The following is a 25456-nucleotide window of genomic DNA, read 5'->3' as shown; positions in this document are numbered from 1 at the left end:
CGCCGGACTTCGCTGCCGCACCCTCGCTGTTCGCCGGCGGCTGATGTGTTGTTGCTGACCTTGGCCGCGATCGCCTTTTCGGTGGCAGCTGCGATCTTGCGTGCACTGGTGCCGGGAGACCAGTGCACGCCCCCGGCCGTGCCGCTCGCCCGACAAACAAGGAGCGAATCATTCAGATCCACGACTTCGAGCTGGTCGGCACCGACATCGGGCTCGACGTGTCCGCGCTGCCGACCGACGGCTGGCTGCCTGCCGTGGTACCCGGCGGTGTGCACGAGTCGCTATGGGCCGCAGGCCGGATCGAACACCCATACCAGGACCGCAATGAGGACGACGTTCGCTGGATCGAGGAACGCGACTGGTGGTTTCGTGCCTCCTTCGCCGGACCGGCTCACCTCGCCGACGACGAACGGGTGAGACTGGTGTTCCTCGGCCTGGACACGGTTGTGGACATCTGGCTGAACGGCGAGCCGCTGGGCCATCACGAGAACATGTTCCGGCCGGCCGAGTTCGACGTGACCGCGCGGCTCCGCGACGACAACGACATGCTGTTGCGCTTCTCCCCGCCGCTTGACGGTCTGACGGTCCCGGCATCGGCTGCCCAACTCCGCGAACGGTTCGTCGCCTTGTTCGCCCATCTCATGACCGATGAGAAGACGCCCGCGGAATCCGAAGGTTTCATGACGACGACGAAGGCGCTCGCCACCCAGCGTCGTAAGGCAATCTGCTCGTGGGGCTGGGACTTCGGGCCGCGCGTGCCGTCGATCGGCATCTGGCGCCCGGTCGAGCTGTGTGTGGAGAAGGCGGCCGTACTGACCGGACACCACATCCGAGCGGACGCGATCCTGGCGGACGGCGCGGCGACTGTAGGCGTGCTGGTCGAGGTCGACCAGTTCGGGACTGATACTCCGCTCGCCGTGCGGGTCGAGCTCGCCGCACCGAGCGGCTGGCGCCTCAGCGTCGAACTGCCGGTGTCGAACGGGCGGGCGCATGGCACGGTCACCGTGCCGGAGGCGGACCTGTGGTGGACGCATGACCTGGGCGACCCCGTCCTGCACGACGTGACGATCGTGCTGCTGGCCGGCGGGGAGACGCTGGACCACACGACCGACCGGGTCGGGCTGCGCACGATCACGCTCGACCGCGGTGCGGATCCCGAGGGCGGCCACCTGTTTCGTTTCATCCTCAACGGCGTGCCGATTTTCGCCCGCGGCGCCGCGTGGCTGCCCGCGGACATGCTGGTCGGCTCGGTCGACGCGGACCGGGTCCGGGCCCTGGTCGGCCTCGCCCGGGACGGCGGCATGAACATGCTGCGTGTCTGGGGCGGCGGCGTCTACGAGCAGGACGCGTTCTACCGCGCCTGCGACGAGCAGGGCGTGCTGATCTGGCAGGACTTCATGTTCGCCTGCTTCGACTACCCCGAAAGCGATCCCAGGCTCGCCACCGAGGTCGCGCACGAGGCTGAGTACCAGGTCAGGCGGCTGCGCAACCACCCGAGCCTCGCGCTGTGGTGCGGCAACAACGAGGTCCAGACCATCCATGGCGCCGCCTACCAGAACTACGAGCCCGGCGACTGGGGCTACGACTTCTTCTACCGCGTCCTACCCGAGGCCGTCGCCGAGTTCGACGGTCGAACCCCGTACTGGCCGGGCAGCCCGTGGGGTGAAGACCCCAGCGAGGGCTGGGCCGCGGTCAACGGCGTCATGGACGGTGACCGGCACGCCTGGGAGGTGTGGCACGGCGTCAACTTCGGCCCGAACGCCCAGGTCTTCGACAACCCGGGCGACGCCCGGCACTACCGCCGCTACGCCGATGACAAGGGAAAGTTCATCAGCGAGTTCGGTATCCATGCCGCGCCGGAACTCGCCACCCTGCGCCGGTACCTGCCGCGGGACCAGTTGTACGTCCACAGCGAGTCCTTCGACCACCACAACAAGGACCATCCGAAGAACAAACACGACGCCGTCCTTGAGATCGTGACCGGCCTGCCCCAGACGATCGAGCAGTACGTCGACTTCACCATGATCTCGCAGGCTGAGGGACTGAAGTTCGGCGTCGAGCACTACCGACGTCGAGCCCCGCACTGCAACGGCACGCTGGTCTGGCAGTTCAACGACGTCTGGCCCGGGTTCAGCTGGTCGGTCGTCGACCACGACCTCGTGCCGAAGGCCAGCTACCACTACCTATCCCGGGCCTACGCGCCGGTGCTGGCGAGCTTCCGGCGAGACGGCGACGCCCTGGAACTGTGGCTGAGCAACAGCGGTCGAACCGAGGTGACCACCACCGCCGCCGTCACGGTCGCGGGCTTCGACGGCACCGACCACCTCCACGAACACGTCACCGCTGCCGTCGCGCCCGGCGAGTCCCGCGCGGTGTGGACCGGCGTTGGGCTGAAACTGACCGCCGATCGCTACGCCTGGGTGGACAGTCAAGACGACGCGTTCCCGTCAAATCGGCTGTTTTTCGCGGAAATCAGGGACGTCCCGTTCGGCGAGGCCAAACTCGCGACCGCCACGACGAAAACGGGCCTAGACACGGCCGCATTGACCATCACCGCGACCGGGTTCGCGTACTTCGTGCACGCGCTCACACCGTCACGCGAAACCCGGTTTGATACCAACTATCTCGACCTGCGCGCCGGCCAGACCGCCACGATCCAGATCACCGGGCTCTCGGACACCGTCGATCCCGCGTCCATCCAGGTCCACGCCTGGCAGCCCCTGCACCGATAGTCCAAGAAGCGCGTGTCGGATTCTGGTACGCCGCTTCTTCGATGGAGAATCACATGTCGTATGCGTTCGACCCCGAACTCACGCCCTGGCTGCCCTTACTTCCCACATCCGACCTCGCCGGCGAGGGGCCGATCAAGGCCAGGGGAAGCCTCGACGTGCTGCTCGCAAAGGCACCGCCCTTCGAGCCACCGGCGGGGCTGGAGATCACCGACCAGACCGTCCCTGGCCTCCCCGGCGCACCGCGGGTGGCCGTCCGGATCTACACCCCGACTGACCGGCCCGGACCGCTGCCAGGGCTGCTCTACCTGCACGGCGGCGGCTTCGTCTCCGGCAGCGTCGAGGCCGAGCACCGACTGGCCGCCGACACCGCCGTTTCGGTCGGCGTCGTGGTCGCCTCAGTGGAGTACCGCCTCGCGCCAGAACACCCATACCCGGCGCCGCTAGAGGACTGTTACGCGGCGCTGCTGTGGCTCGCCGGCAAAGCCGTCGAGCTCGGCGTTGATCCGGACCGTATCGGGGTGGGCGGCGAGAGCGCGGGCGGTGGCCTGGCCGCCGCGGTCGCTCTCCTGGCCCGCGACCGGGGCGGCCCGTCGCTCTGCTTCCAGTACCTCGGAATTCCCGAGCTCGACGACCGGCTCGACACCCCGTCGATGAAAGTGTTCGTCGACACGCCTATGTGGAACCGCCCGAACGCCGAGACAAGCTGGGCCTGGTACCTCGGCGGCGAGGCGGGTGAGCCGCTGCGGCCCGGCGCGCCGGACGTCCCAGCCCACGCCGCGCCGGCCCGGGCCCAGGACCTGAGCGGGCTGCCTCCGGCCTACGTGAGCGTCTGCGAGTTCGACCCGTTGCGGGACGAGGGCATCATCTATGCCCAACGGTTGATCCAAGCCGGCGTCTCCACCGAGTTGCACCTCTACCCGGGAACCTTCCACGCGTCGATCATCGCCTTCACCGCCGCCGTGAGCCGGCGGATGATGGCCGACCGCCGGGTCGCCCTGGTGCGCGGCCTGAGGGCAGCGACCTGACCAGGGCGGGCCCGGGAACTTTCCCGTGTCGCCATGAGGACAATGGACGGGGGAGTGGGTCGGTCCGCCAGGATCGACCAGACCCACCCCCTCGCCTTCGCTCCGACGAACCAGGAGAAGTACGGTCAGTCGAGTGGCGAGTCCTCGAAGGCCGCGAGGCCCATACCGCAAGAGCGCGGAACGACGGGAGCAGATCCTCCAAGCCGCCTACGAGGCCATCGACGAGCACGGCGAGCGCGCTTCGCTCCAGGACATCGCCGACCGGGTCGGAGTCACGCAGCCGGCATTGACCTACTACTTCCCGACCCGTGACGATCTGCTGCTCGCGGTTCTGCAACGCCGGGACGTACTCGGCCGGATGCTGGCCGACGTGGCCGAGGATGGTCAGAAAACGATCGACGGGCTCGTCGCGAGCACCCGGCTGACCACTGATCATCCGGGACTCGCCAAGCTGTACGTCACGCTCTCGGCCGCGGCCACCGATCCGGACAGTCCCGCGCGCAGCTACTTCACCGAACGTTACCGTAGGTACGCAGCCGAGATCACCGAGGACCTGCAGAACGGGCAGCGGACCGGCGTGATCCGTGCGGACGAGCCGGCAGGCCACCTGGCAAGGGCGATGCTGGCAGTACTAGACGGCCTACAGATCCAATGGATGTACGACCCCACGGTCGACATCGCCGCGATCACCGAGGCGTTCACCCGGTTGCTGGCGGGCGCGGGGCAGGCGACGCCGACGGACCCGACGGACCCTGGTGTTGGCCCAAATTCTTTTGAGTGATAAAATTTGGCTCCCGACGACCCGTGGGAGCCGCCTATGTACTTGATCCCTTCTCGTCGGCGAGCGTGACCTCCCGCTGACCCGCGCGGTGTCTACGTCGTCGACACGCCACTAAGGTTGACCGCGACGACGGTGCCTCCTGGCCGCGTTGGACCCTGGTTTCGGTAGTGCCGGGTTCGGCGCCTTGAACGTCGGTCGGGAGTTCTTTTTCTGTCGTCCTCGTCCGCTTGGCCAAGGCCTGCTCGTCCAACGGTTTCGCGATTCCTGTCGCCGCCGCTCGGGCGTGCCGCGAATCGGACCATCCCCTCCAACATCGCCATTTCGGCCGCAACTGAGCCGCGCCAAACAGAGCCAATCCGGCCGTTGCGTTACTTCATAGTAATTGCTACCGTGACCCTTCTCGTAGCAGGCCAACGGTCGCTTTCCCCAAGGCCTATGAGCTATCGAGCATCCCCCGGCCTTCGGCCGAGACTTCCACGTTCCGTAACCGGCGTTTCGCCGGATCCGCTATGGCGGACCGTCACCTGCGCCGGCCTCGATATCGCCGGAGGAACACCCATGCATCTCCCGCGTCCGTTAATCGCGCGGCGCGCCACCGCGATGACCGCTGTCGCGGTCCTCGCGCTGGCCGCCGCGGCCTGCGGAGGCTCCGGAAGCTCCGGCGTCGCCTCACTGAGCGACACGTCCGCGTGGGTGAGGACGGGGCCAACCAGCGGCCCCTCAACCGGTTGGAGCGACGGCGGCTACACCGTCGACACCAGCAAACTCACCTGCACCCAGCCCGCCAAGGACGACACCCGCGGCATCACCGACACCTCGATCACCGTCGAGGGCCTCGGCTTCCTGACCAGTACCACCGGAGTCTCCTTCCAGGGCGTGGACGTCGGCGCCAAGGTCCGGTTCGACGCCGCCAACGACGCCGGAGGTATCAACGGCCGCAGGATCGACTTCAAGGGTGTTCTCGACGACGGTGGGCAAGTCAGCCGCAACCTCGCCCAAGCCGACGTCCTGGCCAGCCGGGACAAGGCCTTCGCCGCGGTCCCGGTCGTAGCCAGCTCCTCCGGCTACGCCGACGTCTTCTGCCGGAACACGGTGCCCTACTTCGGCTGGGGCACCAACGACGGCTTCTGCACCTCCGCGCTCGCCTTCGGCGTGACCGGCTGCAACTACAACACCGCCGTCCTGGCCAACAACATCGCCGGACTGGTCAACGCCATGTTCCCCGGCCCGTCGGCCAACCGCACCCTCGCCATCGTCGGCCAGGACATCGACTCCAGCCGCGGCGGCGTCGACGCCCTCGCCCGCGACGCGGAGGCAGGCGGCACCAAAGTCGTCTACGCCAAAGCCCAGATCCCGGCCAGTGGCCTCGCCGACCCCACCGCCCTCGTCCAGGCCATCATGACCGCCAACGCCGGCACACCACCCGATGTCGTCTACTACGTCACGGACTTCGGCTCGACACTCAAACTCATCCAGGCACTCAAAGCGGCCGGCTATCAGGGTAAGCACCTCAGCCCCATCTACGACCCCGCCCTGTCGAGCATCAAGGACCTCGACGGCATGTACGCGACCGGCAGCTGGCTGCCCGGCATCGACCACTCCAACAAGGCCGCGAACCAGATGGTCGCGGACTTCGCGAAATACGCACCCAACCAGCGGGTCAGCATTGCCGCGCTCGCCGGCTACTGGTCAGCCGACCTGTTCGTGGCCGCCGCCACCGCCGCCGGTCGAGACCTCACCGTCAACAGTTTCCTGAAGTTCCTCAATTCCGGATACGTCCACAACGGCGACGGCGCCGTACCCGAAACGCGCTGGCCGCTCAACCACGTTGTACCGACACCATGCAGCTCGCTCATTCAACTGGTCAACGGTACCTGGAAACCCATCACCCAACTGACCTGCGGCTCCCTTCTGGTGAAGAAGCCAGCGAAGAAGTAGGCCGGCTGTGCCTGGGAAGCCGGTGCGCACGTCGTCGCGGCCGATGACGCCCGCATCGCACGACCGCCTCCTCGCGGCCCTGATCGTCAAGATCTATCGCCGATGAGCACTGGAGAAGACATGACCACGGCCACGAACGTCGTGCTGGTACACGGCGGCTTCGTCGATGGCTCCGGCTGGCAGAAGGTCTACCGGCTCCTGCGCCGCGACGCCTTCCAGGTCAGCATCGTGCAGAACCCGACCCTGTCACTGGGCGGCGACGTCGCGGCGACCCGCCTCGTCCTCGACGGCCTCACCGGCCCAGCCGTGCTGGTCGGCCACTCCTACGGCGGAGCAGTCATCAGCGAAGCCGGCAGCCACCCGGCCGTCGCGGCGCTGGCGTACATCGCGGCATTCGCGCCGGACAAGGGCGAGTCGGTCAACACCCTGACCTCCGCCCCGCCGCCCGGCGCGCCGGTGCCGCCGATCCTCCCGCCTCGCGACGGTTTCCTCTTCCTCGACCGCGAGAAGTTCCCCGCGTCCTTCGCCAGTGACCTGCCCGTGGAAATAGCACAGTTCATGGCCGCCTCGCAGGTCCCGTGGGGCGTCGACGCGCTCAACGGAGCCGTCACTGAACCGGCCTGGCGCAGCAGGCCCAGCTGGTACCTCGTCGCCACTGACGACCACATGATCCCCCCGTCCGCCCAACGCGCCATGGCCGAGCGCGCCGGTGCCACCACCACCGAAACCGCCGGCAGTCACGCCATCTATATCTCCCGGCCCGAGGTGGTCGCCGACCTGATCCGCCGGGCTGCCACAGGCACCCAATAGCCGTCCACCCACCAGGCGGCGTCCGGCCTCGACGCGACGTCGACACCGGACGCCGCCTGTGGACTCCAGGACCAGCTCGGCCAGTTTCGTCCGTCAGCCAGGTGGAGGACTTCATGTCGTCGAGAGATGCTGAGCGGACGTCGACCGCGCCGGGCTCGGCCCCAGCGCCCCCTACGGCCGCGGAAAAACCGCTGCTGAGCGTGGCCAGGGTCAGCAAGCACTTCGGCGGCGTGCAGGCGCTGACCGATGTCTGCCTCGACGTCGCGGCCGGCCGCGTCCACGGCCTGATCGGGCCGAACGGCGCCGGCAAGACGACGCTGTTCGACATAATCTCCGGCATCACCGCCGCCAGCGTAGGCACCGTCACGTACATCGGGCAGGACGTGACGAAGAAGTCGTGTACCGCCCGCGCCCGGTTCGGCATGCGCCGCACCTTCCAGCGCGCCCAGGTATTCAGCTGGCTCTCCGTCGAGGACAACGTGCTCGCCGCGCTGGAGTGGCGCGGTGGCGGTGGGGGCGTGCTCGCCGACCTCGTCGCCTGGCCGACCCGGCGCTCGCTGGAGAAGACCCGTCGCGAGCAGGCCGAGCAGGTGCTCGAGTGGTGCGGCCTGGCGGACAGCCGGCGGGTCCCGGCCGGCTCGCTGCCGCTGGGCCGACAACGCCTCGTCGAGCTCGCCAGGGCCATCGTCGACCAGCCCCAGCTCCTGCTGCTGGACGAGCCGACCTCGGGCCTCGACGAGACCGAGTCCGAGCGCCTCGGAGAGTTCATCCGGTCGCTGCGCGACAAGGGAACCGCCGTGCTCCTCGTCGAGCACGACGCGGGTTTCGTCATGCGGATGTGCGACCGGATCGCGGTCCTGAACCTGGGATCAGTGCTCGCCGAAGGCACACCCGCCGAGATCCAGGCCAACGAGGCCGTCCGCGACGCCTACCTCGGCTAGGCCCTCCCGGGCCAGCGGTCGCGGCAACAGCAGCGCCCGCCGGTCCGGTCGAAAGCACGCCGCCCGGACGCGAGTCCGGACGCCGCGCCCACGCGGTCACCAGCGCGGGGCGCCATAAGGAGGGGTACGTGACCGAATTCTTCAACCTGGTGGTCGCGGGGCTGGTCACCGGCGCGTTATACGCCATCCTGGCGTCCGGTCTCACACTGAGCTATCAGACGTCCGGGGTCTTCAACTTCGGCCAGGGTGGCGTCGCCTTTTCGACGGCCTATCTGTTCTTCCAGCTGAACACTGGTGAACACCTGCCCATCGTGCCCAGCGCCATCATCAGCGTTCTGCTCTTCGCGCCACTGCTGGGCTGGCTGCTGCACCTGGTCCTGTTCAACCCGCTCCGGGAGGCGTCGATCGCGGCCCGGATGGTGGCGTCGCTCGGGCTGCTGATCGCGCTGCCCTCGCTCGGGCTGTGGATCGTGGCAATGCTCACGCAGGAGGCGCACCTGAAGCTGCCCGCGATCGAGGACGTGTTCCGGATCCCGGGCCTCGGGCCCAGCCCGAAGAAGATCTACAGTCTCGGTAGCGGCCTGATCATCGACAGCGACCAGCTATCGATGCTGGGAGCCGCGATCTTCGCAGCGCTGCTGCTGTGGTACCTGGTGCGCCACACCCGGATTGGCCTGGAGATGCGGGCGTCGGTCAGCCGGCCGAAGATCGCCGCGTTGCGCGGCGTCGACCCGGACCGGGCCTCGGCGGTCTCCTGGATCACCTCGTGCGGCCTTGCCGGCCTCGTCGGCGTCTTGCTCGCGCCGATGTTCGGCCTCAGCTCGTTCAGCTACAACACACTGCTGTTCATCGCGATCCCGGCGGTCGTGCTCGGCCGGATGGCCTCGATACCGATCGCGATGCTCGGTGGCCTGATCCTCGGCGTCGCGCAGAATCTAGTCGACGGGTACATCAACCTCGACATCACCGGCTTCCGCACGGCGGTGCCGTTCATCATCCTGTTCGGCCTGCTGATCTACTTCGGCGCCGAGCGGGGACGGTCCGCGGGCACAACCCTCGAGGAAAAGCCACCGGCCGATGAGCTGACCGACGCCGCGTCGCGGTGGCGTCGCCGGGCGCTTTGGGCGATCGGTACCGGCGGCCTACTCGCCTACACCGCCTGGGGGGCGACCGACTTCTGGGCCGGCCTGCTCGCCCAGGGCCTGGCCACCTCGATCGTGCTGCTGTCCTTCACCGTCGTCACCGGCATCGGCGGCATGGTCAGCCTCGCGCAGGCGGCCTTCGTGCTCTCCGGTGCCTTCACCGCCGGCATCCTGCTGGGACACGGAGTGCCGTTCGTGCCCGCGCTCATCGCCGGCACCCTGGTCTCCGCGTTCGTCGGCCTCGTCGTCGCACTGCCGACAAGGCGACTGGGCGGACTGCCCTTGGCGCTGTCCACCCTGGCCCTGGCGTATGTCGGGCAGAACCTGCTCTTCCAGATCCACAGCATCTCCAACGGTTCCGATGGCTGGGCGGTCAACCCGCCGAAGCTGGGCGGCTTCGACACCACCGACCCGCGCTGGCTCGTACTGCTCATGCTCGTCCTCGTCGGTCTCGGCGTCTGGCTGGTGCACGCGCTGCGCCAGTCCAGCACCGGCCGGGCGATGCTGGCCGTCCGCTCCACCGAGGTCGGCGCCCGGACCAGTGGCATCGCGGTCGACCGGATGAAACTGCTGGTATTCGTCGTCTCCGCAGGCATCGCCGGCTTCGGTGGCGTCATGCTGGCGACCAGCCGCGGCCGGGTGACGAACACCGACTACGACCTGCTGCTCGGCCTTGGGTGGCTGGCCACCACGGTGACGCTGTCGATCCGCCGGCCCGCCGGCGCGGTGCTCGCGGGCCTCGTCACGGTCCTCGCACCGCAGGCCCTAAGCGGTGTCCCCGCGTCGACCTACTTCATGCAGATGCTCTTCGGCCTCGGCGCGATCAGCCTCGCCCGTGACCCGGAGGGAGGCCTGGGCGCGGGGGCGCGGGCCCGACATGAGCGAGCCGCGCGCAGGCGGGTGAAGGCGGCGATCCCCATGGAGAGGGCTTCGGCTGCCGCCGCAGCGAGGACCTCGCCACGCGTGGCCCCCACGACGCAGAAAGACGCGATAGCCGAACCTGTGCTTCGGATCAGCGGGCTGAAGGCCGGGTACGGCGAGATCGAGGTGCTTCACGGTGTCGAGCTGACCGTCGGCCCTGGCGAGGCGGTCGCACTGCTCGGCAGCAACGGCGCCGGCAAGACCACACTGTGCTCGGTGGTCGGCGGCCTCGTGCCGGTCCGCGCCGGCACGGTCTGGCTGGCGGGTGCCGATGTCTCGCGGGTCCCTGCGCGCAGGCGCGCCCGCGACAGCGTCTACCTCGCGCCCGAGGGGCGCGGGGTGTTCCCGGAGCTGACGGTCGAGGAGAACCTGACGATCTGGGTGCGCGACGCCAGGGAGCGCGAGGCGGCCTTCACAGCATTCCCACTGCTCGCCAAGCGGCGCAAGCAGCCGGCCGGCGCGTTGTCTGGCGGCGAGCAGCAGCTGCTCACCCTCGCCCCCGCACTCGTCCGGCCGCCGAAGCTGCTCGTGGCCGACGAACCATCGCTAGGCCTCGCGCCACGGATCATCGACCAGGTCTTCGACTCGCTGCGCCAGGTCCAGGCCCAGGGCACCTCGCTGCTGATCGCCGAGGAGAAGACCCGTGACGCCCTCGCGATCGCCAACCGGGTCGCCTTCCTGACCGTCGGGCGCATCAGCTGGACCGGCCCGACGACGGAGGTGGACGGCGAGCGGCTGGCCACCGCGTACCTGGGCGTCGACCCGCGGGCCATGGCGCCGACCAGCGACGGCGCCCATCCGATGACCGAAGCGATCGGGAGCCGGCCGGCATGAGGACGCCGGCGACCAGCGATCTGCCAACGTGTGAGGAGTACGTATGCCGATGATTCACCGACTTCGATTCGGCCTGCTCGGCACTGGCTACTGGGCCTCCGAAACCCATGCGGTGGCGCTTAACGCGGCCCCCGAGGCGCAGCTCGTCGGCGTATGGGGGCGAGACCACGCCAGGACGGCCGCCGTCGCCGCAACGCACGGAATCACGGCGTACGACGACCTGGATGCCCTCTTGAACGACGTGGACGCTGTATCGATCGCGGTCCCGCCGGACGTACAGGCGCCGCTTGCCAGACGCGCCGCGAAGGCAGGCCGTCACCTTCTGCTGGAAAAGCCGATCGCCCTGTCCGCCGCGGCCGCCGACGAGGTGCTGACCGCCGTCACCGAAAGCGGCGTGGCGTCCGCCGTCTTCTTCACCAACCGCTTCGTTCCGGACATCGACCAGATGCTCCGAGACGCGGTAGCCACAGGAGGCTGGCATGGGGCGCGCGGCACCATGCTGTTCTCGATCTTCGGGTCCGAAAGCCCATATGCGAATTCGGCGTGGCGGCGTGACCGGGGCGGCCTGTGGGACCTCGGTCCGCACGTGGTGTCCCTGCTCCACCCGGTGCTCGGACCGGTCGCCGAGGTGACCGCCGTGGAAGGCCGGTACCGGACAGCGCACGCCATTCTCCAGCACGAGGGCGGAGCGGTGTCGACCCTGACGCTGAGCGTCGACACCCCGCGGGCAGCAAGCGCGCTCGACATCGCCCTGCTCGGCGTCCACGGAGTCGTGCCGGTGCCGGTCGCCAGCGCGGAGCCGGTCGCCGCACTGGCCAAGGCGGCGGGGGAACTGGTCCGCGCGGCCGCGGCGCCGTCACCCGCCCATGCCTGTGATGTGAGGTTCGGCTGGGAGGTGAACGCGGTGCTGGCGGCCGCCGCCCAGTCGATTGCGGACCGCCGGGCAACGCCAGTACGAAGACTTCAGCCCGCGAGGTGACGTCCAGCCCGGAATCGAGCCCCCACCCGGTTGGTCTCGCCGCCGACAGGAACGATCACCCGTCGAACCAGGCACCGGCCGCGCCGCCAGAGGACCGCTCGACGCGGTCAGTCAGCGGAGCCCGACCCGCCGAGCCTGCCTGGCGCGTCTGCGGCGGGCGAGGTGGGTGCGGCCATCAGGTCCGCGTCCTCGTCGCGCGAGTGCTGGTCACCGACCCGCGCGCCCTCGACGTCGAGGTCGGGCAGCACCCGGGCCAGCCAGCCCGGCAGCCACCAGGTGGCGCGCCCCAACAGCGTCATGACCGCGGGGACGACCGTCATGCGCACGACGAAGGCGTCCACCGCGACGCCGACCGCCAGCGCGAGGCCGAGCTGCTTGATCAGGGCCGTCGGCGCGAGGAGGAACCCCCCGAAGACACTGATCATGATGAAGGCGGCCGCGGTGACGACCCGGGCGCTGCGCTCGAAGCCGGAGACCACGGCCTGAGTCGGCCGCGCCCCGCGGGTGTGATCCTCCCGCATTCGCGCGACCAGGAAGACCTGATAGTCCATCGCAAGACCGAACAGCAGGCCCACGACCAGGACAGGCAGCAGGCTCATGATCGGCCCTGTCTGGCCCTCGATGCCGAACACCTGGCCTGCCCAGCCCCACTGGAACACGGCGACCACGACCCCCAGCGACGCGACAAGGGTGAGCAGGAAGCCGACGACAGCCGTCAACGGGACGAGGACCGAGCGGAACACCACGGCGAGGAGCACGACCGCCAGGCCGACAACGAGCAGGAGATAGGGCATCAGCACTCGATCGAGGGAATCGGTGATGTCGACGTTGAGGGCCGTAGGCCCGGTTACCGAGATCTGCGCACCGTCCGGGGAGGGCAGACGTCGGATGGAGCGCACCAGCCCAGTCGTCTGTCGCGACGACGGGCCCGACTTCGGAACGACGCTGAAGACCGCTGTGTCACCGGCGGTGTTCACCCGGGCGGGGCGCACCGACGCGACGTCGCGCAGCCGCTGGATCTCCGCGGAGACGGTGGTGGCCGCGGCCCCGGGGTCGGCGATGGCCCCGCTACCGGCGGGACGGCCATCGATGACGACCGTGAGCGGCCCGTTGAAGCCCGCGCCGAAGTTGGCCGCCAGGAGGTCGTAGGCCTTACGCGCGGAGGTGTCCGGTGCGGCTGTGCCGTCGTCGGGCAGGGCGAGCCGCAACCCGAGCGCGGGCAGGGCGAGCGCCGCCAGGGAGAGGACAGCGGCGACGAGGACCGTCTTCGGACGGCGGGTCACCAAACCGACCCAGCGCCGGCCAAGCGTCGGCGCGGTGACGTGGTCGCGCCCCGCCCGGACACCGCGCGGACCGACCCTGCGGCGAGTCAGCCCGAGCAGCGCAGGAAGCAGCGTCAACGCGGCGGCCACGGCCAGCAGCACGGCGAGGCTGGCCGCGATTCCCATGTCCGCGAGGAACGGGATGTTGACGACCACGAGCCCGGCGAGCGCGATCGCTACCGTCAGACCCGCGAAGACGACCGCGGACCCGGCGGTCGCGACAGCCCGGCCGGCGGCTTCCTCGCCATCGAGCCCCTGGTCCAGCTCGGCGCGGTACCGGGTGATGACGAACAGGGAATAGTCGATCGCCACCGCGAGCCCGAGCATCAGCGCGAGTGTTGGTGTCTGCGAGGACAGATGGATGAAGCCGGTTGCCGTGGCGACCGCCGTCAGCGAGATGCCGACCCCCACGAAAGCGACCAGCAGCGGCAGACCCGCCAGGACCAGCGAGCCGACCGCCACCACGAGCACAACGGCGGCGACGGCCAAACCGATCAGTTCGGTGGCGTGCTGACCGCTGCTGTGACTCGTCGCGTCGCCACCAGCCTCGACCGTCAAGCCGGTGGCTCGCCCGGCGGCGATCGCGCCGGACAGGGTCCCTCGCGCTGCGTCGGACATCGACGCAGCGGGAACGGCGTAGGCGACCTGGACGAGCCCGACCCGTCCGTCCGCGGAGAGCGCCCCGTCGTAGGGACTGGTGACGGTCACAACCTCTGGGCTTGCGGTGAGCCTCGCGACGACCGTGGACACGGCCTCCTTCCAACGGGGCGCCGTGAGCTGTTCGCCGGCGGGCGCGGAGAAGACGATCCTCGCGATCGCCCCGTCGACCCGGATCCCCGGGAACCGATCCTGCAACAGGTTCTGCGCGCGCTGCGACTGGGTCCCCGGAAGGTTGAACGCGTCGGAGGTAGAACCCGACAACGTCAGAGCGCCCAGGGCCGTCAGCAGCAACAGACCAAGCCATGCCGCGAGCACGAGCCAGCCTCGTCGGAACGCGAAACGTCCGAGATGGTCGAGGTAACGAGTCATGGGCCGAACCTGCCGTCCGAGGCCGCCCCGGACATCTGGCGGACGCAGACATTCCAGGTACCACGTCCGGGGCATCGGCCTGCGGGCCCTCATACCACGTCCGTAGTACGCCGAATACTTCGCGGAGCGGGCGACATATCGATAAGGCCGAGTAGCGTAGGGAAAATGTCCGTCGGACTCGCACCGACCTGGGCCGCTGTCGTTTCCGTCGTGCGATCGCGGCCCGATGCCGTCGACTGGCTTGTGGTATCCGGGACGTTCGGCGCCGGAATGTTTCTCGCCCTTACGCGGCCTAAGACAGACGTGGGCGCTTTGGATCGACTATCCATCGGTCTGAGCATGTCTGCGTTGCTGCTTCTGTTCGCGCGCCGCCGCTTTCCACTGGCCGTCGTCGGCGCCACCCTCGTCATGTTTGTGGCCGGATGGAGCACTCATCGCGACAATCCATCGCTCGCGCTCGCGGTCGGAGTCGCCTTGTTCACCGTCGCGGCAGGCCGTCGCGGCCCCGCCGTGTGGGGGTGCGTAGCGGCGGTCGGCGTCGTCATGTCGGCCACCGACCTTCTGCGAGGCCAGGGCTTCAGCGTCCTGCTGACCCTCTGGAGCGCGGCCGGCATCGCCACGACCGCCGGACACTCGGTGCGCGGACGGCGGGAACGCGTTGCCGCGATCGAGGAGCGGGCGAACCGCGCTGAGCGAGGACGGGAACAGGAGGCCCGGCGGCAGGTCGCTGAGGAACGCCTCCGGATTGCGCGCGAGCTGCACGATGTGGTCGGCCACCACGTCGTGCTCATCAACGTGCAGACGGCCGTCGCCGCGCATGTCATGGGCGCAGACCCCGCCCGCGCGCAGGAGTCGCTCGGGCACGTGCGGCGGGCCGGCCGGACGGTCCTGGACGAACTCGCGTCCCTCGTCCGCGTGCTGCGCGACCCGACGGAGCCGGTGCTGACCCGCCCGGCGGGAGGACTCGCCCACTTCGCCGAGCTCGTCGGCGGTTTCACCGCCGCCGGTATGGAACTGCGCCATCACGTCACGGGAACACCGGGAGACCTTCCCGCGCTCATCGACCTGGCCGCCTACCGGATAATCCAGGAGTCCCTGACGAACGCCTACAAGCACGCCAGGAACGCCCCGACCGCCGTCAGTCTCGCCTGCGGCCCCCACGAGGTGCGCATCCAGGTTCGAACGGCCGGCGCTGGCCGTGACCTGTCGCCGGGCTGGGCCGCGGACACGGACCTCGTGGACGTCGATCGCGCTGGACACGGCATCACCGGCATGCGCGAACGCGCGGCCGCGCTCGGCGGGTGGCTGCGCGCCGGCCGGGCCGCGGACGGAGAGTTCGCCGTGTCCGCCTGGCTGCCTGTGCCACCCCCCTCCGACGAGTCGTCACCGCCCTACGCGCAGCCCCGACAGGCGGCCGCGCAGGGGACCTGGGTACACCGCCGATGACCAGGGTTCTTTTGGCAGATGACCAGCCCCTCGTCCGCGCCGGCTTCGGGGTGTTTCTTGACGCGGCGCCCGACCTGGACGTCGTCGCGGAGGCGGCCGACGGTGCCGAGGCGGTCCGGCTCGCCCAGGAGCTCGTCCCCGACGTCGTCGTGATGGACATCAGGATGCCCGGCCTGGATGGCATCGCCGCGACCAGGGCGATCAGCGCCGACGAGAGGCTGGCGAACACCCGGGTCCTCGTGCTGACGACGTTCGAGGTCGACGAGTACATCTTCGAGGCGTTGCGCGCCGGTGCCAGCGGGTTCCTCGGCAAGGGCGTAGAACCCGAGGAGCTGGTGCGCGCTGTCCGCGTCGTTGCCTGCGGCGAAGCGCTGCTCTCGCCGCTGGCCACCCGCCAGCTCATCGCGCACTGTGTCGCGCAGCCCCGTCCGTCCACAGTCCAAGGCACCAGGATCGAGGCCCGGCTGACCAACCGCGAAACGGAGGTTCTGCGCCTCGTCGCCACGGGGCTGTCGAACGAGGAGATCGCCACGCGGCTCTTCCTGTCGCCGTTGACGGCGAAAACCCATGTCAACCGGGCGATGACCAAGCTCGGGGCCCGCGACCGCGCCCAGCTGGTGGTGATGGCCTACCAGGCACGCCTCGTCGCATGGGGCAGCTAAACGAGCACGTTCTACCGTTCGTGGGTCGTAGACGATCCGAGAGCGCCGCCCGCCGCCTCGTTTGACGTCAGGCTGTCCGTCACTTCAAGTCGCCGAATCTGCCCCGCCGCTGCGGGCGCGTAATCGGCGCCGACGGTGCCGGCGAGGATGACTCCGATCGCTGGTCAGCGAGTTCTTCTGTCTCTGTTCCGTGCCATCCGTGGTGGCGCGCTATATTGTGGCGACCATCACGTAGTAAGTACTACGTCGCAATTACTGGCGCCAGACGAAGAAGCGGGATGCGCCTCATGAAACTCCAATCACGACGCCTTCGGACAGTCGGCGCCGGGGCCCTTTCTGCATTGGTCCTGTTACCCTGTGTGCTAACTGGCTGCGATGGATTGGGTAATACAACGGCCGGTGGAACCAGCGGGTGTCCGACGGGGGTGTCGGGTGTGACACCAACCTCTATCAAGATCGGACTCATCTACCCCGATACCGGGCCCGCCGGCGTCGCGGACACCTTCCAGGGGGCGCGAAGCGCAATCGACGCCCGTGTCCAGTTGCAGAACGCCGAAGGCGGGGTGAACGGCCGCTCGATCGACCTGGTGTGGGGCGACGACAGCTCAAACCCCGAAACCTTCTCCGTGGTAGCGCACAACCTCATCGATGATCGGAAGGTCTTCGGTCTCATCGCGCAGTCGATCGTCGTCGGAGACTCGGCACCATGGCTACATCAGCAAGGTGTGCCTGTCACCGGGGTATCCACCAGTGCCGTGTGGAGCAACTACTCGAACCTGTTCGATTTCGGCAACATTTTCATCCCCGGCGGTATCACCACCTACGGCGACTTCGTGAAGGCCCAGGGCGGGACGAAAGCGCTGATCCTCGTCGACTCGACCGTCGAGGCATCGCAGGACCTCGCGGCCCAGTTCGGCGCCAGCCTACGCAGCCGCGGCATCCAGGTGCTCGGAGAGATTACTTACAGCGACGGGTTCAGTAACGCGGCGCGCGTCGCCGACCAGCTGAAGGGGTCGGGCGCCGACACCCTCATCGGAGCGTCCCAGACCAGCGCCTTTATTGATATCTACTCACAGGCGAAGGCTCTCGGGGCGAAGATCAACGTTGCGCTGAACGAATCCGGTTACAGTCCCAGCCTGCTCGGGACGCAGGGGCGGCAGATGGCGGGAATGTCGGTCATAGTCGGCTACGCGGCGCTCGACTCGCCAGCCATGACCACCTACAAGAAGGCGATGAGCATCTACGCCCCCGAGGTGGCCGACCCGACCGACAAAGGCTCCCTCGCAAGCTATGTCGCCGCCGACGAGATGATCGAGGGCCTGCGGCTCGCCGGCACCTGTCCGACGCGGCAGTCTTTCATCCAGAATCTGCGCAAGGTGACGTCGTTCACCGGGAGCGGAATCATCGCTCCGGTTGACCTGAGTCAGCCGAAACAGCCCGTGAGGTGTTTCAACTTCATCAAGGTCGATGCGACCGGCAGGAGTTTCGCCCCCGTACCTCCACCGACTGCTCTCGACCACAATGGGTTCTGGTGCGGCCAGCCGCTCCCATAGCGCTAACGAAGCCGGCATCTTCCCGGCTGGCGATCGTACTGGTAGATCACGGCAGGTGATCTACCAGGGACGACGTTTCGACCGGCCCCGTGACAGTCTACGGCCGGACCGCGGCCGCACCCAGCGGGCAGCCACTCGGAAGGCTTCGGCCGGCTCGTCGCCACGAGCGGGCCGAAGCATGCGAGTAGCTGGAAGGCGCGATGAGCGGCCGCTAGGCGTAGTAGTAGCCGCCGTCGACCAGGAGATGCTGGCCTGTGATGAACCCGGCCGCAGGAGTAGCGAGAAAGACGATCACCATTGCCAGGTCGTCGGCGTAACCCATCCGTCCGAGCGGTCGGTCCATCGCGCGCCTCATGATCTCCGTCATCATCTCGGGCGGGAACAGCGGATGTTCGGTGACCTGACCCCGGCCCTCGGTGAGAATCCCACCAGGCCCGGCACCGTTCACCCGAATGCCACGCGGCCCCCAAGTGATCGCCATGTCGCGGGTCAGGCTGTCGACGGCGCCCTTCGTGGCGTGGTATGCAGCCAGGCCCCCGAACGGCGGCCGGACCCCGCCCAGCGATGACACATTGACGATCGAACTGCCAGGGCTCATCACCTCCACCGCTGCCGCGGATAGAAATAGCAGGCCCTTCACGTTGACCGTGAACAGCTGGTCGACGAGAGCCGGGTCGAGTGCGTCCAGGGGTGTCGGCTGGAAGGTGCCGGCGTTGTTCACGAGGACGTCAAGATGCCCGAGGCCGGCAACTGTCCGATCGATCATCGGACGGTGCTGTGTCAGGTCTCCGACGTCCGCGGGCAGGGCGAGCACCGGCGGCCCAACAGTCCGTAACTCGGCGACAGCGACGTCCAGCGCCGCCGCGTCGACGTCGTTGACCGCCACGGCCGCACCCGCCTCCAGGAATCGGCGTGCGGTCGCGTAGCCGATGCCACGTGCGCCTCCAGTCACGAGCGCAACCTTCCCCGCGACGTCGAAGGGCAGCGGTGGCCGAGGTGGAGCGGCGTTCAACAAATCGGTCGTCTCGGCCATTCGGACCTCCTGCAAAGGATGTGCGGTGATGCTGCAATGGCGAATTGCCTTTATAAACAATCGCATGGCAAGGTTCGTACGTCGACGAGGTGCTCGCCCTCAATGCGGGGCTTCTCCCCATCCACGCGCTCCGCCTGCTGCTCACCCGCGGGTTGCTAGTCCACATGTGGGTCAACCGTCACCAGCAAACCCTGATCGTCGCGGTTTGTGGTCGTGAGTCAGCTTGTGGGTGTCGGGAGCGCCGAGTCTGCGTGACCGGATGATCGGGTGAGGAGCCGGGCGGTCTCGGGTGAGACGGGGGCTGCGAGGTAACCGGTGAGCCCGTCGGTGAGGGTCGCGACGAACAGGCCGAACGGAATCACGTCGTCGTGGTTGTTGATCGCGCGTTCCCGTTCGGCGGCGGCGTTGATGCTCAGGGACTGGATCTGGACGGCCCTTTGGACGACCAGCGCGGCGGGAATGGTCGGGAGCAGTTGACGGATATCGCCGAGGAATGCCTTCACGGCGCGGTGGATGTCAGGTTGTGTGGCGAACACGCGCCGGGATTCGGGGCTGCGTTGGAGCTGTTCGATGAAGGAGGCATAGGCGTTGCCGGGTGACTCGGCGAGTTCGAGCGTCGGGAGGAGGTGGGCCTCGAGGTGTCCGCGGAGATCGTCGGGGGCGAGGCGCGCCTTGAGGAGCGCACGGCGCTCGAGGAGCTGCGGCAGCCGGTAGGCGAAAATCGCCTCTACCAGTCGGTCTTTGGTGCCGAAGTGGTAGTGGACCGCGGAGGTGTTCGCCGAGCCGGCTGCGGCGGCGATCTGGCGCAGGGAGACGCCCGCAAGGCCGTTCTCGGCGAACAGGCGTTCCGCGGTGATGAGGAGCTGCAGTGCGGTCGCGCTCGTCGGGACGCCGTGCGCGTGCGTCACCTCGAAGCGCGTGCGCGCCAGCGTTCGGCGGCGTCCTGGAGGACCTCGCCCTTCGCGAAGCCGTAGTAGGCGCTGAACTGCAAGCAGATCTCCTGCATCTCGTCGTAGGTGACGTCTCCGGACCCCAGGGCGGAGTCTACGTGGGAGTGGATGGGCCCGATCGCGTCGGAGAGCGCCACACAGGGCAGTGTTACAAGGCGGCGGTCTCTGCGGGAGAGGTCAGGCCGGGCCCACATGTGGCCGAAAACGAAGTTGAGGATGCCGGCGTAGAAGTACGGCGAGTCGGACGGGGGCGCGTCGACCAGATTGACGTCGGTAAACAGCTGCTGGCCTTCGCGGATGCGCTGCTCACGGTCAGCGGGTCCGAGATCGTCGACGGTGCGGACCGGCCAGGGCGGGGTCTGCTCGCCGCGTTCGGCGTGGATGCGGTGCCACTGGGTGCGGACGGTCACCTCCAGTTGGGAGCCCTTCGGCCAGCCGCAGTAGACCGCGAAGTGGAGGGTGACCTCGTTGAGCTCGTCGATGGTCAGGTCGCCGCTGCGCAACGCGGCGTAGACGTGGTCGTCGATCGGCTTGACCGCGTCGGCGGCGGCTACACAGGCCAACGCAACCAGACGCCGGTCGCGGATGGACAGGCCGGGCCGGTTCCAGACCTGCCCGAAGAGGAACTCGCGGCTGGCCACCTCGAACGGAGAGTCGGTGGCGGGCGGATCGACGGTCATCACGGTTCGGTAGGTCTCGTCAGCGTTCATGCAGGTCCTTCCGGTGGGCGAGCCCGTTGTCCATCGCGGCGAGCGCGGCGTCGGCGAACCGCGCACCGAGCCCGGCGAACGGGGAGAGGGTGGCGGGACGCCGCGCCCACAACGTTGTCGTGAAGCCGGCCTTGACGATCCGCTGTGCCATCGGGGCACCCTGGTCTCCAAGTCCGACGAACCCGACCCGCGGGGTCGCGGTCACGGCGCCTGCTCCGTGATCCGCGCCTGCAGGTAGGACTCGATGTCGACGGCCCGCTGCGTGAGCTCGGCCTGGATGTCGGGCACGGTGAGGACGAGGAAGCGGCCCTGCTCGACGGCGTCGGCGGTGAGGGCGGCCACCTGCTCGGCGGTCACGATCTCGTGCTGTGGTGCCCGTGGGGTGATCGACGCTGGGCCGTAGTTGGTGATCTGCTCGGCGATGTTGGTCGCCACGCCGGACGGACACAGACAGGTGACCCCGATCCCTCGCGGCCCCAAATAGATCGCCAGCGCTTCGGAGATCCCTACGACGGCGTGTTTGCTGGCGACATAAGGCAACCGGTCGAAGCCGTAGGCGAGCAATCCAGACGCGGAGGACGTGTTGACGACGTGCCCGCTGCCCTGTTCCAACAGCAGGGGCAAAAAGACGCGGTTGCTGCGCGCGATGCCCATCAGGTTCACGTCGAGCACCCGCCGCCAGGCCACGTCCGGCAGCGACTCGGGCGCACCCATCGCGAGCACGCCGGCGTTGTTCATCACCAGGTCGACTCGGCCGAACCGCCCAAGCGCGCTGTCGCGGAGACCGACGAGGTCCGACTCGGCGGTGACGTCGACCCGGGTGGCGACCGCCTCGCCGCCCGCCTGGTTGATCGCGGCGGCGACAGTGCCGGCTCGGCCCGCGTCGCGGTCGCTCACGACGACGCGGGCGCCGCGTGCCGCGAACGCGCGAGCGGTCGCGGCACCGATGCCGCTGCCGGCACCGGTGACGACCGCGACGGCACCATCCAGCGTGAACGCACGCGTCATGCGATCGCCACGGCCTTGGTCCGCACGAACTCCAACAGACCTTCCAGACCGCCCTCGCGTCCGAACCCCGAGATACCGATACCTCCGAATGGCAACTCGCAGCCCAACACCGGCTGCGCCCCGTTGATGTAGACCCCGCCAGCCTGCAGCCGCGTCGTGAGGCGGGCGATCCGGTCGATGTCCTTGGTGTACGCATAGGACGCCAGCCCGTACTCGGTGGCGTTGGCGATCTCGACCGCCTCGTCCTCGGTCGAGAAACGGATCAGCGACAGCACCGGACCGAACACCTCTACCTGGCCGAGCTCGCTGGCGGGGACGACGTCCCCGAACACGGTCGGCTCGACGAAGAAACCACCCTCGAGTTCCGTGCCGGTCAGCTCGCTCGGTACCCCGCCGCCGATCAGGAGCGTGCCACCGCCCTCAGCCCGGGCGCGGTCGATCATCCCGAGAATGCGGGTCTGCGCCGCCTTGGTGATGACCGGAGTAATCGTTGTCGCCGGATCGAAGGGGTCGCCGTAGCGCATCGCGCGGACCTGCTCGACGACCTTCTCGGCGACCTCGTCGTAGACGTCCTCGTGCACAAGCATCCGCGAGGCGATCGCGCAGCCCTGGCCGGCCAGCACCCCGTTCACCGTGTAGGTGGTGATCATTGCCGCGGTGTCCAGGTCGGCGTCCGGGAAGATGAGGTTCGCGGACTTGCCGCCAAGCTCCAGCACCGCAGGCTTGATCGATTCGGCGCAGGCCGCCAGGATCTTGCGGGCCGTCGCCGGGCCGCCGGTGAAGCTGACCTTCTGCACCAGCGGGTGACGCACGAGCGCGTCGCCGGCCTCCGCGCCACCGAGGAGCAGGTTCACGACCCCGTCAGGGATTCCGGACTCGCGCACCAGCGTCATCAGCCGCTCGCTCGTATACGGGGTGAGCTCCGAGGGCTTGAGTACCACGGTGTTCCCGGCCGCGAGAGCCGGCGCGAGTTTCATGCCGACCGAGAACATGGGGCTGTTCCAGGTCATGATGATCGCGACCACACCGTAGGGGTCGGGGATCGTGTAGGCGAGCTCCCGCGACTGCGCTGGGACAGATGTGACCCGTCCCTCGATCTTGTCAGCCCAGCGTGCGTAGTAGCCGGTGTACTGCGCCATCGCGCCGGCCGAGACCTTCCCGGTCGACAGCGTCATTCCGTTGTCAAGCACCGCGAGGCGGGCTAGCTCGTCCGCGTCCCGCTGGATCAGCTCGGCTAGGCGTCCCAGTACCCGCGCGCGGTCCGCGGGCTTCCACGCCCGCCAGCCGGCGAACGCCTTCTGCGCCGCGACGACCGCCGCATCGACGTCGCTCCTGCCCGCGAGCGGCACCAGGCCCTGCACCTCGCCGGTCGCGGGAAACACATGCTGGTGCACCCCACCCGCACCCTCCGCGACCATGCGGTCACCGATGTGGAGATGTAACGGCGGCACGGTCCGATTGATCATCATGGCGGGACGACCTCCTCTAATTCGGTTGCTTTAGAAGTTACACGACTTGACAGAGAGGTCAATCGGATGCGTTAGTCATGCGGTATGACACCCTCTGAGCTGTTCGACCTCACCGGCAAGGTCGCAGTGATCACCGGCGGCGCCGGCGGCATCGGCGTCGCCTACGGCAGGGCCTTGGTCGAGGCCGGCGCCAGCGTCGTCATCGCCGACCTCAACGGCGCGGCGGCCGCTGCCACCGCGAAGTCCCTGGCTGGCGGCGGATCCCGCGCCCTCGGCGTCCCTGTCGACGTCACGTCCGCCGACTCCGCGCAGGCAATGGCCGCCGCCGCGACGGCGGCGTTCGGTGGGATCGACATCCTGATCAACAACGCGGCGATCATGACCGATCTGCCACCGTACGGTCTGTCAAACATGCCGACCGCCGACTGGGACCGCGTCGTCAACGTCAACCTGCGCGGCCCGCTGCTTTGCACCCAGGCCGTACTCGAATCCATGGGAGCCCGCGGCGGCGGCCGAATCGTCAACGGGCTGTCCGCAGGCGCCTTCATGGCCGGCGGGATCTACAGCGTCTCGAAGTACGCCCTGCACGGCCTAACCGTGAACCTCGCTTCCGAGCTCGGCGGGCGCGGAATCAACGTCAACGCCATCGCGCCCGGTTTCGTCGACAACGACAGTGGCTACGCCTCGCTACCCAAGGACTCGCCCTTCCGTGAGGCGCTCTATGCCACCATCCCCGGTAAGAAGTCCGGCCCTCCCGAGGATCTCGTCGGCACCCTGCTGCTGCTGTGCTCCAAGGCCGGCGACTGGATTACCGGACAGACGATCCTCGTCGACGGCGGCTGGATTAGCAGGCTCTGAACGACCGGCCGACCACGAAGGGCCGAGGAGGGCCCCCGAGCGGCCGTCCCTCGAGACCTCGGCACAGGACAACGCGTCCCGCGGATCCCTAACCTCGCACTCTCATGGGAATGATCATCTGTTGGGTATCCGGAAATAGGAAAGTGCTCCTGAGCTGGGAGGATTGAGCTTGCTGAGTGCCTGTCCTGAATCTTGATGGTCGGTTAGATGTCGGTGGTGGTTCGGGTGGTCCACCGTGGGACGGGGGTGCCGCGGGGAGGCGGCAGGCCATGGTGCGGATCATGGCCCAGTGGACGAAGTCCGCGGAGGTGGCTTGGTCGCGTTCGTAGTCGCGGGCGAGGCGGCGGTGCGCGGTGATCCAGTCCAGGGTGCGTTCCACGACCCATCGTCTCGGAAGTGGCTGGAACCCTTTCTGGCCGTCTTTCCGGACGATCTCCACGGTGGTCTTCACGATGTCGGCGGCCCAGTCGACGAACCGGCCGGCGAAGCCTCCCTCGGCGAACAGAAAACGGCAGGACGGGGTGGTGAAGTGGTCTACGGGGAGCTGGCGGGCGCCGTCGCGGTCCTGGCGGGACGCGGGTCCCACCAGCACGCCGAGTAGCAGGCCGAGCGTGTCGACGAGGATGAACCGCTTGCGGCCGTTGACTTTCTTCCCCGCGTCGAACCCCCGGCTGGTGGCGGTGACGGTCTGCGCGCCCTTCACCGACTGCGAATCGATCACCCCGGCGGTCGGGGTGATGAGCAGGTGCCCCTCCGAGTCGGGTGTGCCAGCGGCCCGTTGACAGAGCCGTTCGTGCAACAGACCCAACCCCGATGACCGAGTTCTGCACCCAACGGTGTCAGCGGGGAAGGGTTCGTCGCCGGCGTCGGCCGTCGACCAGGTCGAGCCGGTGGCGCCGAAGTACGGCGCGGACTGGCCGGCGTGGGGCCATCGGAAGATCCACGCGGTGAAGACCGAAGCCGATCACGATCGAGCCAAAGCGGGACTACGGCCCACGCGCGTCAGAAACGACTACTTTCCGCACAGGTTGTTGGGTCGGGCACGCGTTCGTACGTAGCATTGGCCGCGGCCACTACGAACTCGCCGCCAACCTCGAACCACGCTAGCGGCGCACGCCTCCTTCGCCGAGTTCACCATGACCATCTGACTGCGACCGCAGCCAGAGGCCGCCATGTCTTGCGTCAGTTCAGCGCAACAGTGTCAGATCTATGGCAGCGCGGGGATAGAGATCTCTAAGTGCCTGTCCTGAATCTTGGTGGTGTGTACCGGTTGTGGTCCGTTCCTGATCTTGCCGGCGTGGTGGCGTGATCTA

Annotated in this window: 18 protein-coding genes and 2 pseudogenes; 12 read left to right on the top strand and 8 right to left on the bottom strand. The window is 68.4% G+C overall.

The annotated features are described in order from the left end of the window. Positions 1-122: 122 nt before the first annotated feature. The 8 genes from I6A60_RS22610 (at position 123) to I6A60_RS22575 (ending at position 12103) form a co-directional block, all read left to right on the top strand. A complete protein-coding gene (locus tag I6A60_RS22610; protein WP_203018123.1) occupies positions 123-2732 on the top strand; it encodes a glycoside hydrolase family 2 protein in 2610 nt (869 codons plus the stop codon). A 53-nt stretch (positions 2733-2785) separates the two neighbouring features. Further along, entirely contained in the window at positions 2786-3757 is a 972-nt protein-coding gene (locus I6A60_RS22605; protein WP_203018125.1) for an alpha/beta hydrolase, read from the top strand. A gap of 133 nt (positions 3758-3890) precedes the next feature. Beyond that, positions 3891-4538 (top strand): TetR/AcrR family transcriptional regulator, encoded by a 648-nt coding sequence (locus I6A60_RS22600; RefSeq protein ID WP_203018127.1) that lies wholly within the window; start codon positions 3891-3893, stop codon positions 4536-4538. A gap of 558 nt (positions 4539-5096) precedes the next feature. Further along, positions 5097-6476, top strand: a complete 1380-nt coding sequence (locus tag I6A60_RS22595) for an ABC transporter substrate-binding protein (RefSeq protein ID WP_203018129.1) — start codon at positions 5097-5099, stop codon at positions 6474-6476. A 120-nt stretch (positions 6477-6596) separates the two neighbouring features. Next, on the top strand, positions 6597-7286 hold the full coding sequence (locus tag I6A60_RS22590) for an alpha/beta hydrolase (RefSeq protein WP_203018131.1): 690 nt from the start codon (positions 6597-6599) through the stop codon (positions 7284-7286). A 113-nt stretch (positions 7287-7399) separates the two neighbouring features. Then, complete coding sequence (locus I6A60_RS22585) at positions 7400-8227, top strand: ABC transporter ATP-binding protein (protein WP_203018133.1); 828 nt, start codon at positions 7400-7402, stop codon at positions 8225-8227. Between the two features lie 128 nt (positions 8228-8355). After that, positions 8356-11124, top strand: a complete 2769-nt coding sequence (locus tag I6A60_RS22580; RefSeq protein ID WP_203018143.1) for an ATP-binding cassette domain-containing protein — start codon at positions 8356-8358, stop codon at positions 11122-11124. 49 nt (positions 11125-11173) lie between these two features. Then, on the top strand, positions 11174-12103 hold the full coding sequence (locus tag I6A60_RS22575; RefSeq protein ID WP_203018145.1) for a Gfo/Idh/MocA family protein: 930 nt from the start codon (positions 11174-11176) through the stop codon (positions 12101-12103). 107 nt (positions 12104-12210) lie between these two features. Here I6A60_RS22575 and I6A60_RS22570 read toward each other — a convergent pair whose 3' ends face one another. Next, positions 12211-14454 carry an MMPL family transporter gene (locus tag I6A60_RS22570; RefSeq protein ID WP_203018147.1) on the bottom strand — a complete coding sequence of 748 codons (2244 nt, stop codon included), beginning with the start codon at positions 14452-14454 and terminating at the stop codon, positions 12211-12213. Positions 14455-14793: 339 nt separating this feature from the next. On the opposite strand from I6A60_RS22570, the gene I6A60_RS22565 reads away from it, so the two are divergent. The 3 genes from I6A60_RS22565 to I6A60_RS22555 all read left to right on the top strand — a co-directional run bounded on the left by I6A60_RS22565 (position 14794) and on the right by I6A60_RS22555 (position 18115). Further along, complete coding sequence (locus tag I6A60_RS22565) at positions 14794-15900, top strand: sensor histidine kinase (protein WP_203018149.1); 1107 nt, start codon at positions 14794-14796, stop codon at positions 15898-15900. Further along, entirely contained in the window at positions 15897-16562 is a 666-nt protein-coding gene (locus I6A60_RS22560; RefSeq protein WP_203018151.1) for a response regulator transcription factor, read from the top strand. Before I6A60_RS22565 ends, I6A60_RS22560 begins: the two co-directional genes overlap by 4 nt. A gap of 434 nt (positions 16563-16996) precedes the next feature. After that, on the top strand, positions 16997-18115 hold the full coding sequence (locus I6A60_RS22555; protein ID WP_307873811.1) for an ABC transporter substrate-binding protein: 1119 nt from the start codon (positions 16997-16999) through the stop codon (positions 18113-18115). 211 nt (positions 18116-18326) lie between these two features. Here the strand turns inward: I6A60_RS22555 and I6A60_RS22550 are convergent, their stop codons facing one another. From I6A60_RS22550 to I6A60_RS22525, 6 genes and pseudogenes are all read right to left on the bottom strand, one after another. Continuing rightward, positions 18327-19067, bottom strand: a complete 741-nt coding sequence (locus I6A60_RS22550) for an SDR family NAD(P)-dependent oxidoreductase (RefSeq protein WP_203042391.1) — start codon at positions 19065-19067, stop codon at positions 18327-18329. Positions 19068-19366: 299 nt separating this feature from the next. Next, a complete protein-coding gene (locus I6A60_RS22545) occupies positions 19367-20056 on the bottom strand; it encodes a TetR/AcrR family transcriptional regulator (protein WP_203018157.1) in 690 nt (229 codons plus the stop codon). Beyond that, positions 20053-20808, bottom strand: coding sequence for a carboxymuconolactone decarboxylase family protein (locus I6A60_RS22540; protein WP_203018164.1), 756 nt, complete (start codon positions 20806-20808; stop codon positions 20053-20055). Before I6A60_RS22540 ends, I6A60_RS22545 begins: the two co-directional genes overlap by 4 nt. A gap of 52 nt (positions 20809-20860) precedes the next feature. After that, positions 20861-21013 (bottom strand): annotated as a pseudogene (locus I6A60_RS43655) (NAD(P)-binding domain-containing protein); the annotation flags it as partial. Beyond that, positions 21010-21816 carry an SDR family oxidoreductase gene (locus I6A60_RS22530; RefSeq protein WP_203018168.1) on the bottom strand — a complete coding sequence of 269 codons (807 nt, stop codon included), beginning with the start codon at positions 21814-21816 and terminating at the stop codon, positions 21010-21012. The pseudogene I6A60_RS43655 and the gene I6A60_RS22530, both read right to left, overlap by 4 nt. Continuing rightward, positions 21813-23285 carry an aldehyde dehydrogenase gene (locus tag I6A60_RS22525; RefSeq protein WP_203018170.1) on the bottom strand — a complete coding sequence of 491 codons (1473 nt, stop codon included), beginning with the start codon at positions 23283-23285 and terminating at the stop codon, positions 21813-21815. The genes I6A60_RS22530 and I6A60_RS22525 overlap by 4 nt, the downstream gene beginning before the upstream one ends. A gap of 84 nt (positions 23286-23369) precedes the next feature. Here I6A60_RS22525 and I6A60_RS22520 point away from each other — a divergent pair, with 84 nt between their 5' ends. Next, a complete protein-coding gene (locus I6A60_RS22520) occupies positions 23370-24143 on the top strand; it encodes an SDR family oxidoreductase (protein ID WP_203018173.1) in 774 nt (257 codons plus the stop codon). Between the two features lie 331 nt (positions 24144-24474). Here the strand turns inward: I6A60_RS22520 and I6A60_RS22515 are convergent. Then, positions 24475-24876 (bottom strand): annotated as a pseudogene (locus tag I6A60_RS22515) (transposase); the annotation flags it as partial. Positions 24877-25456 lie beyond the last annotated feature (580 nt).

This window comes from Frankia sp. AgB1.9 (assembly GCF_016786355.1).
In the GTDB taxonomy this organism is placed as follows: domain Bacteria; phylum Actinomycetota; class Actinomycetes; order Frankiales; family Frankiaceae; genus Pseudofrankia.
The sequence above is the reverse complement of the archived record's forward strand: the minus strand, read 5'-3'. Positions and strand labels throughout refer to the sequence as shown.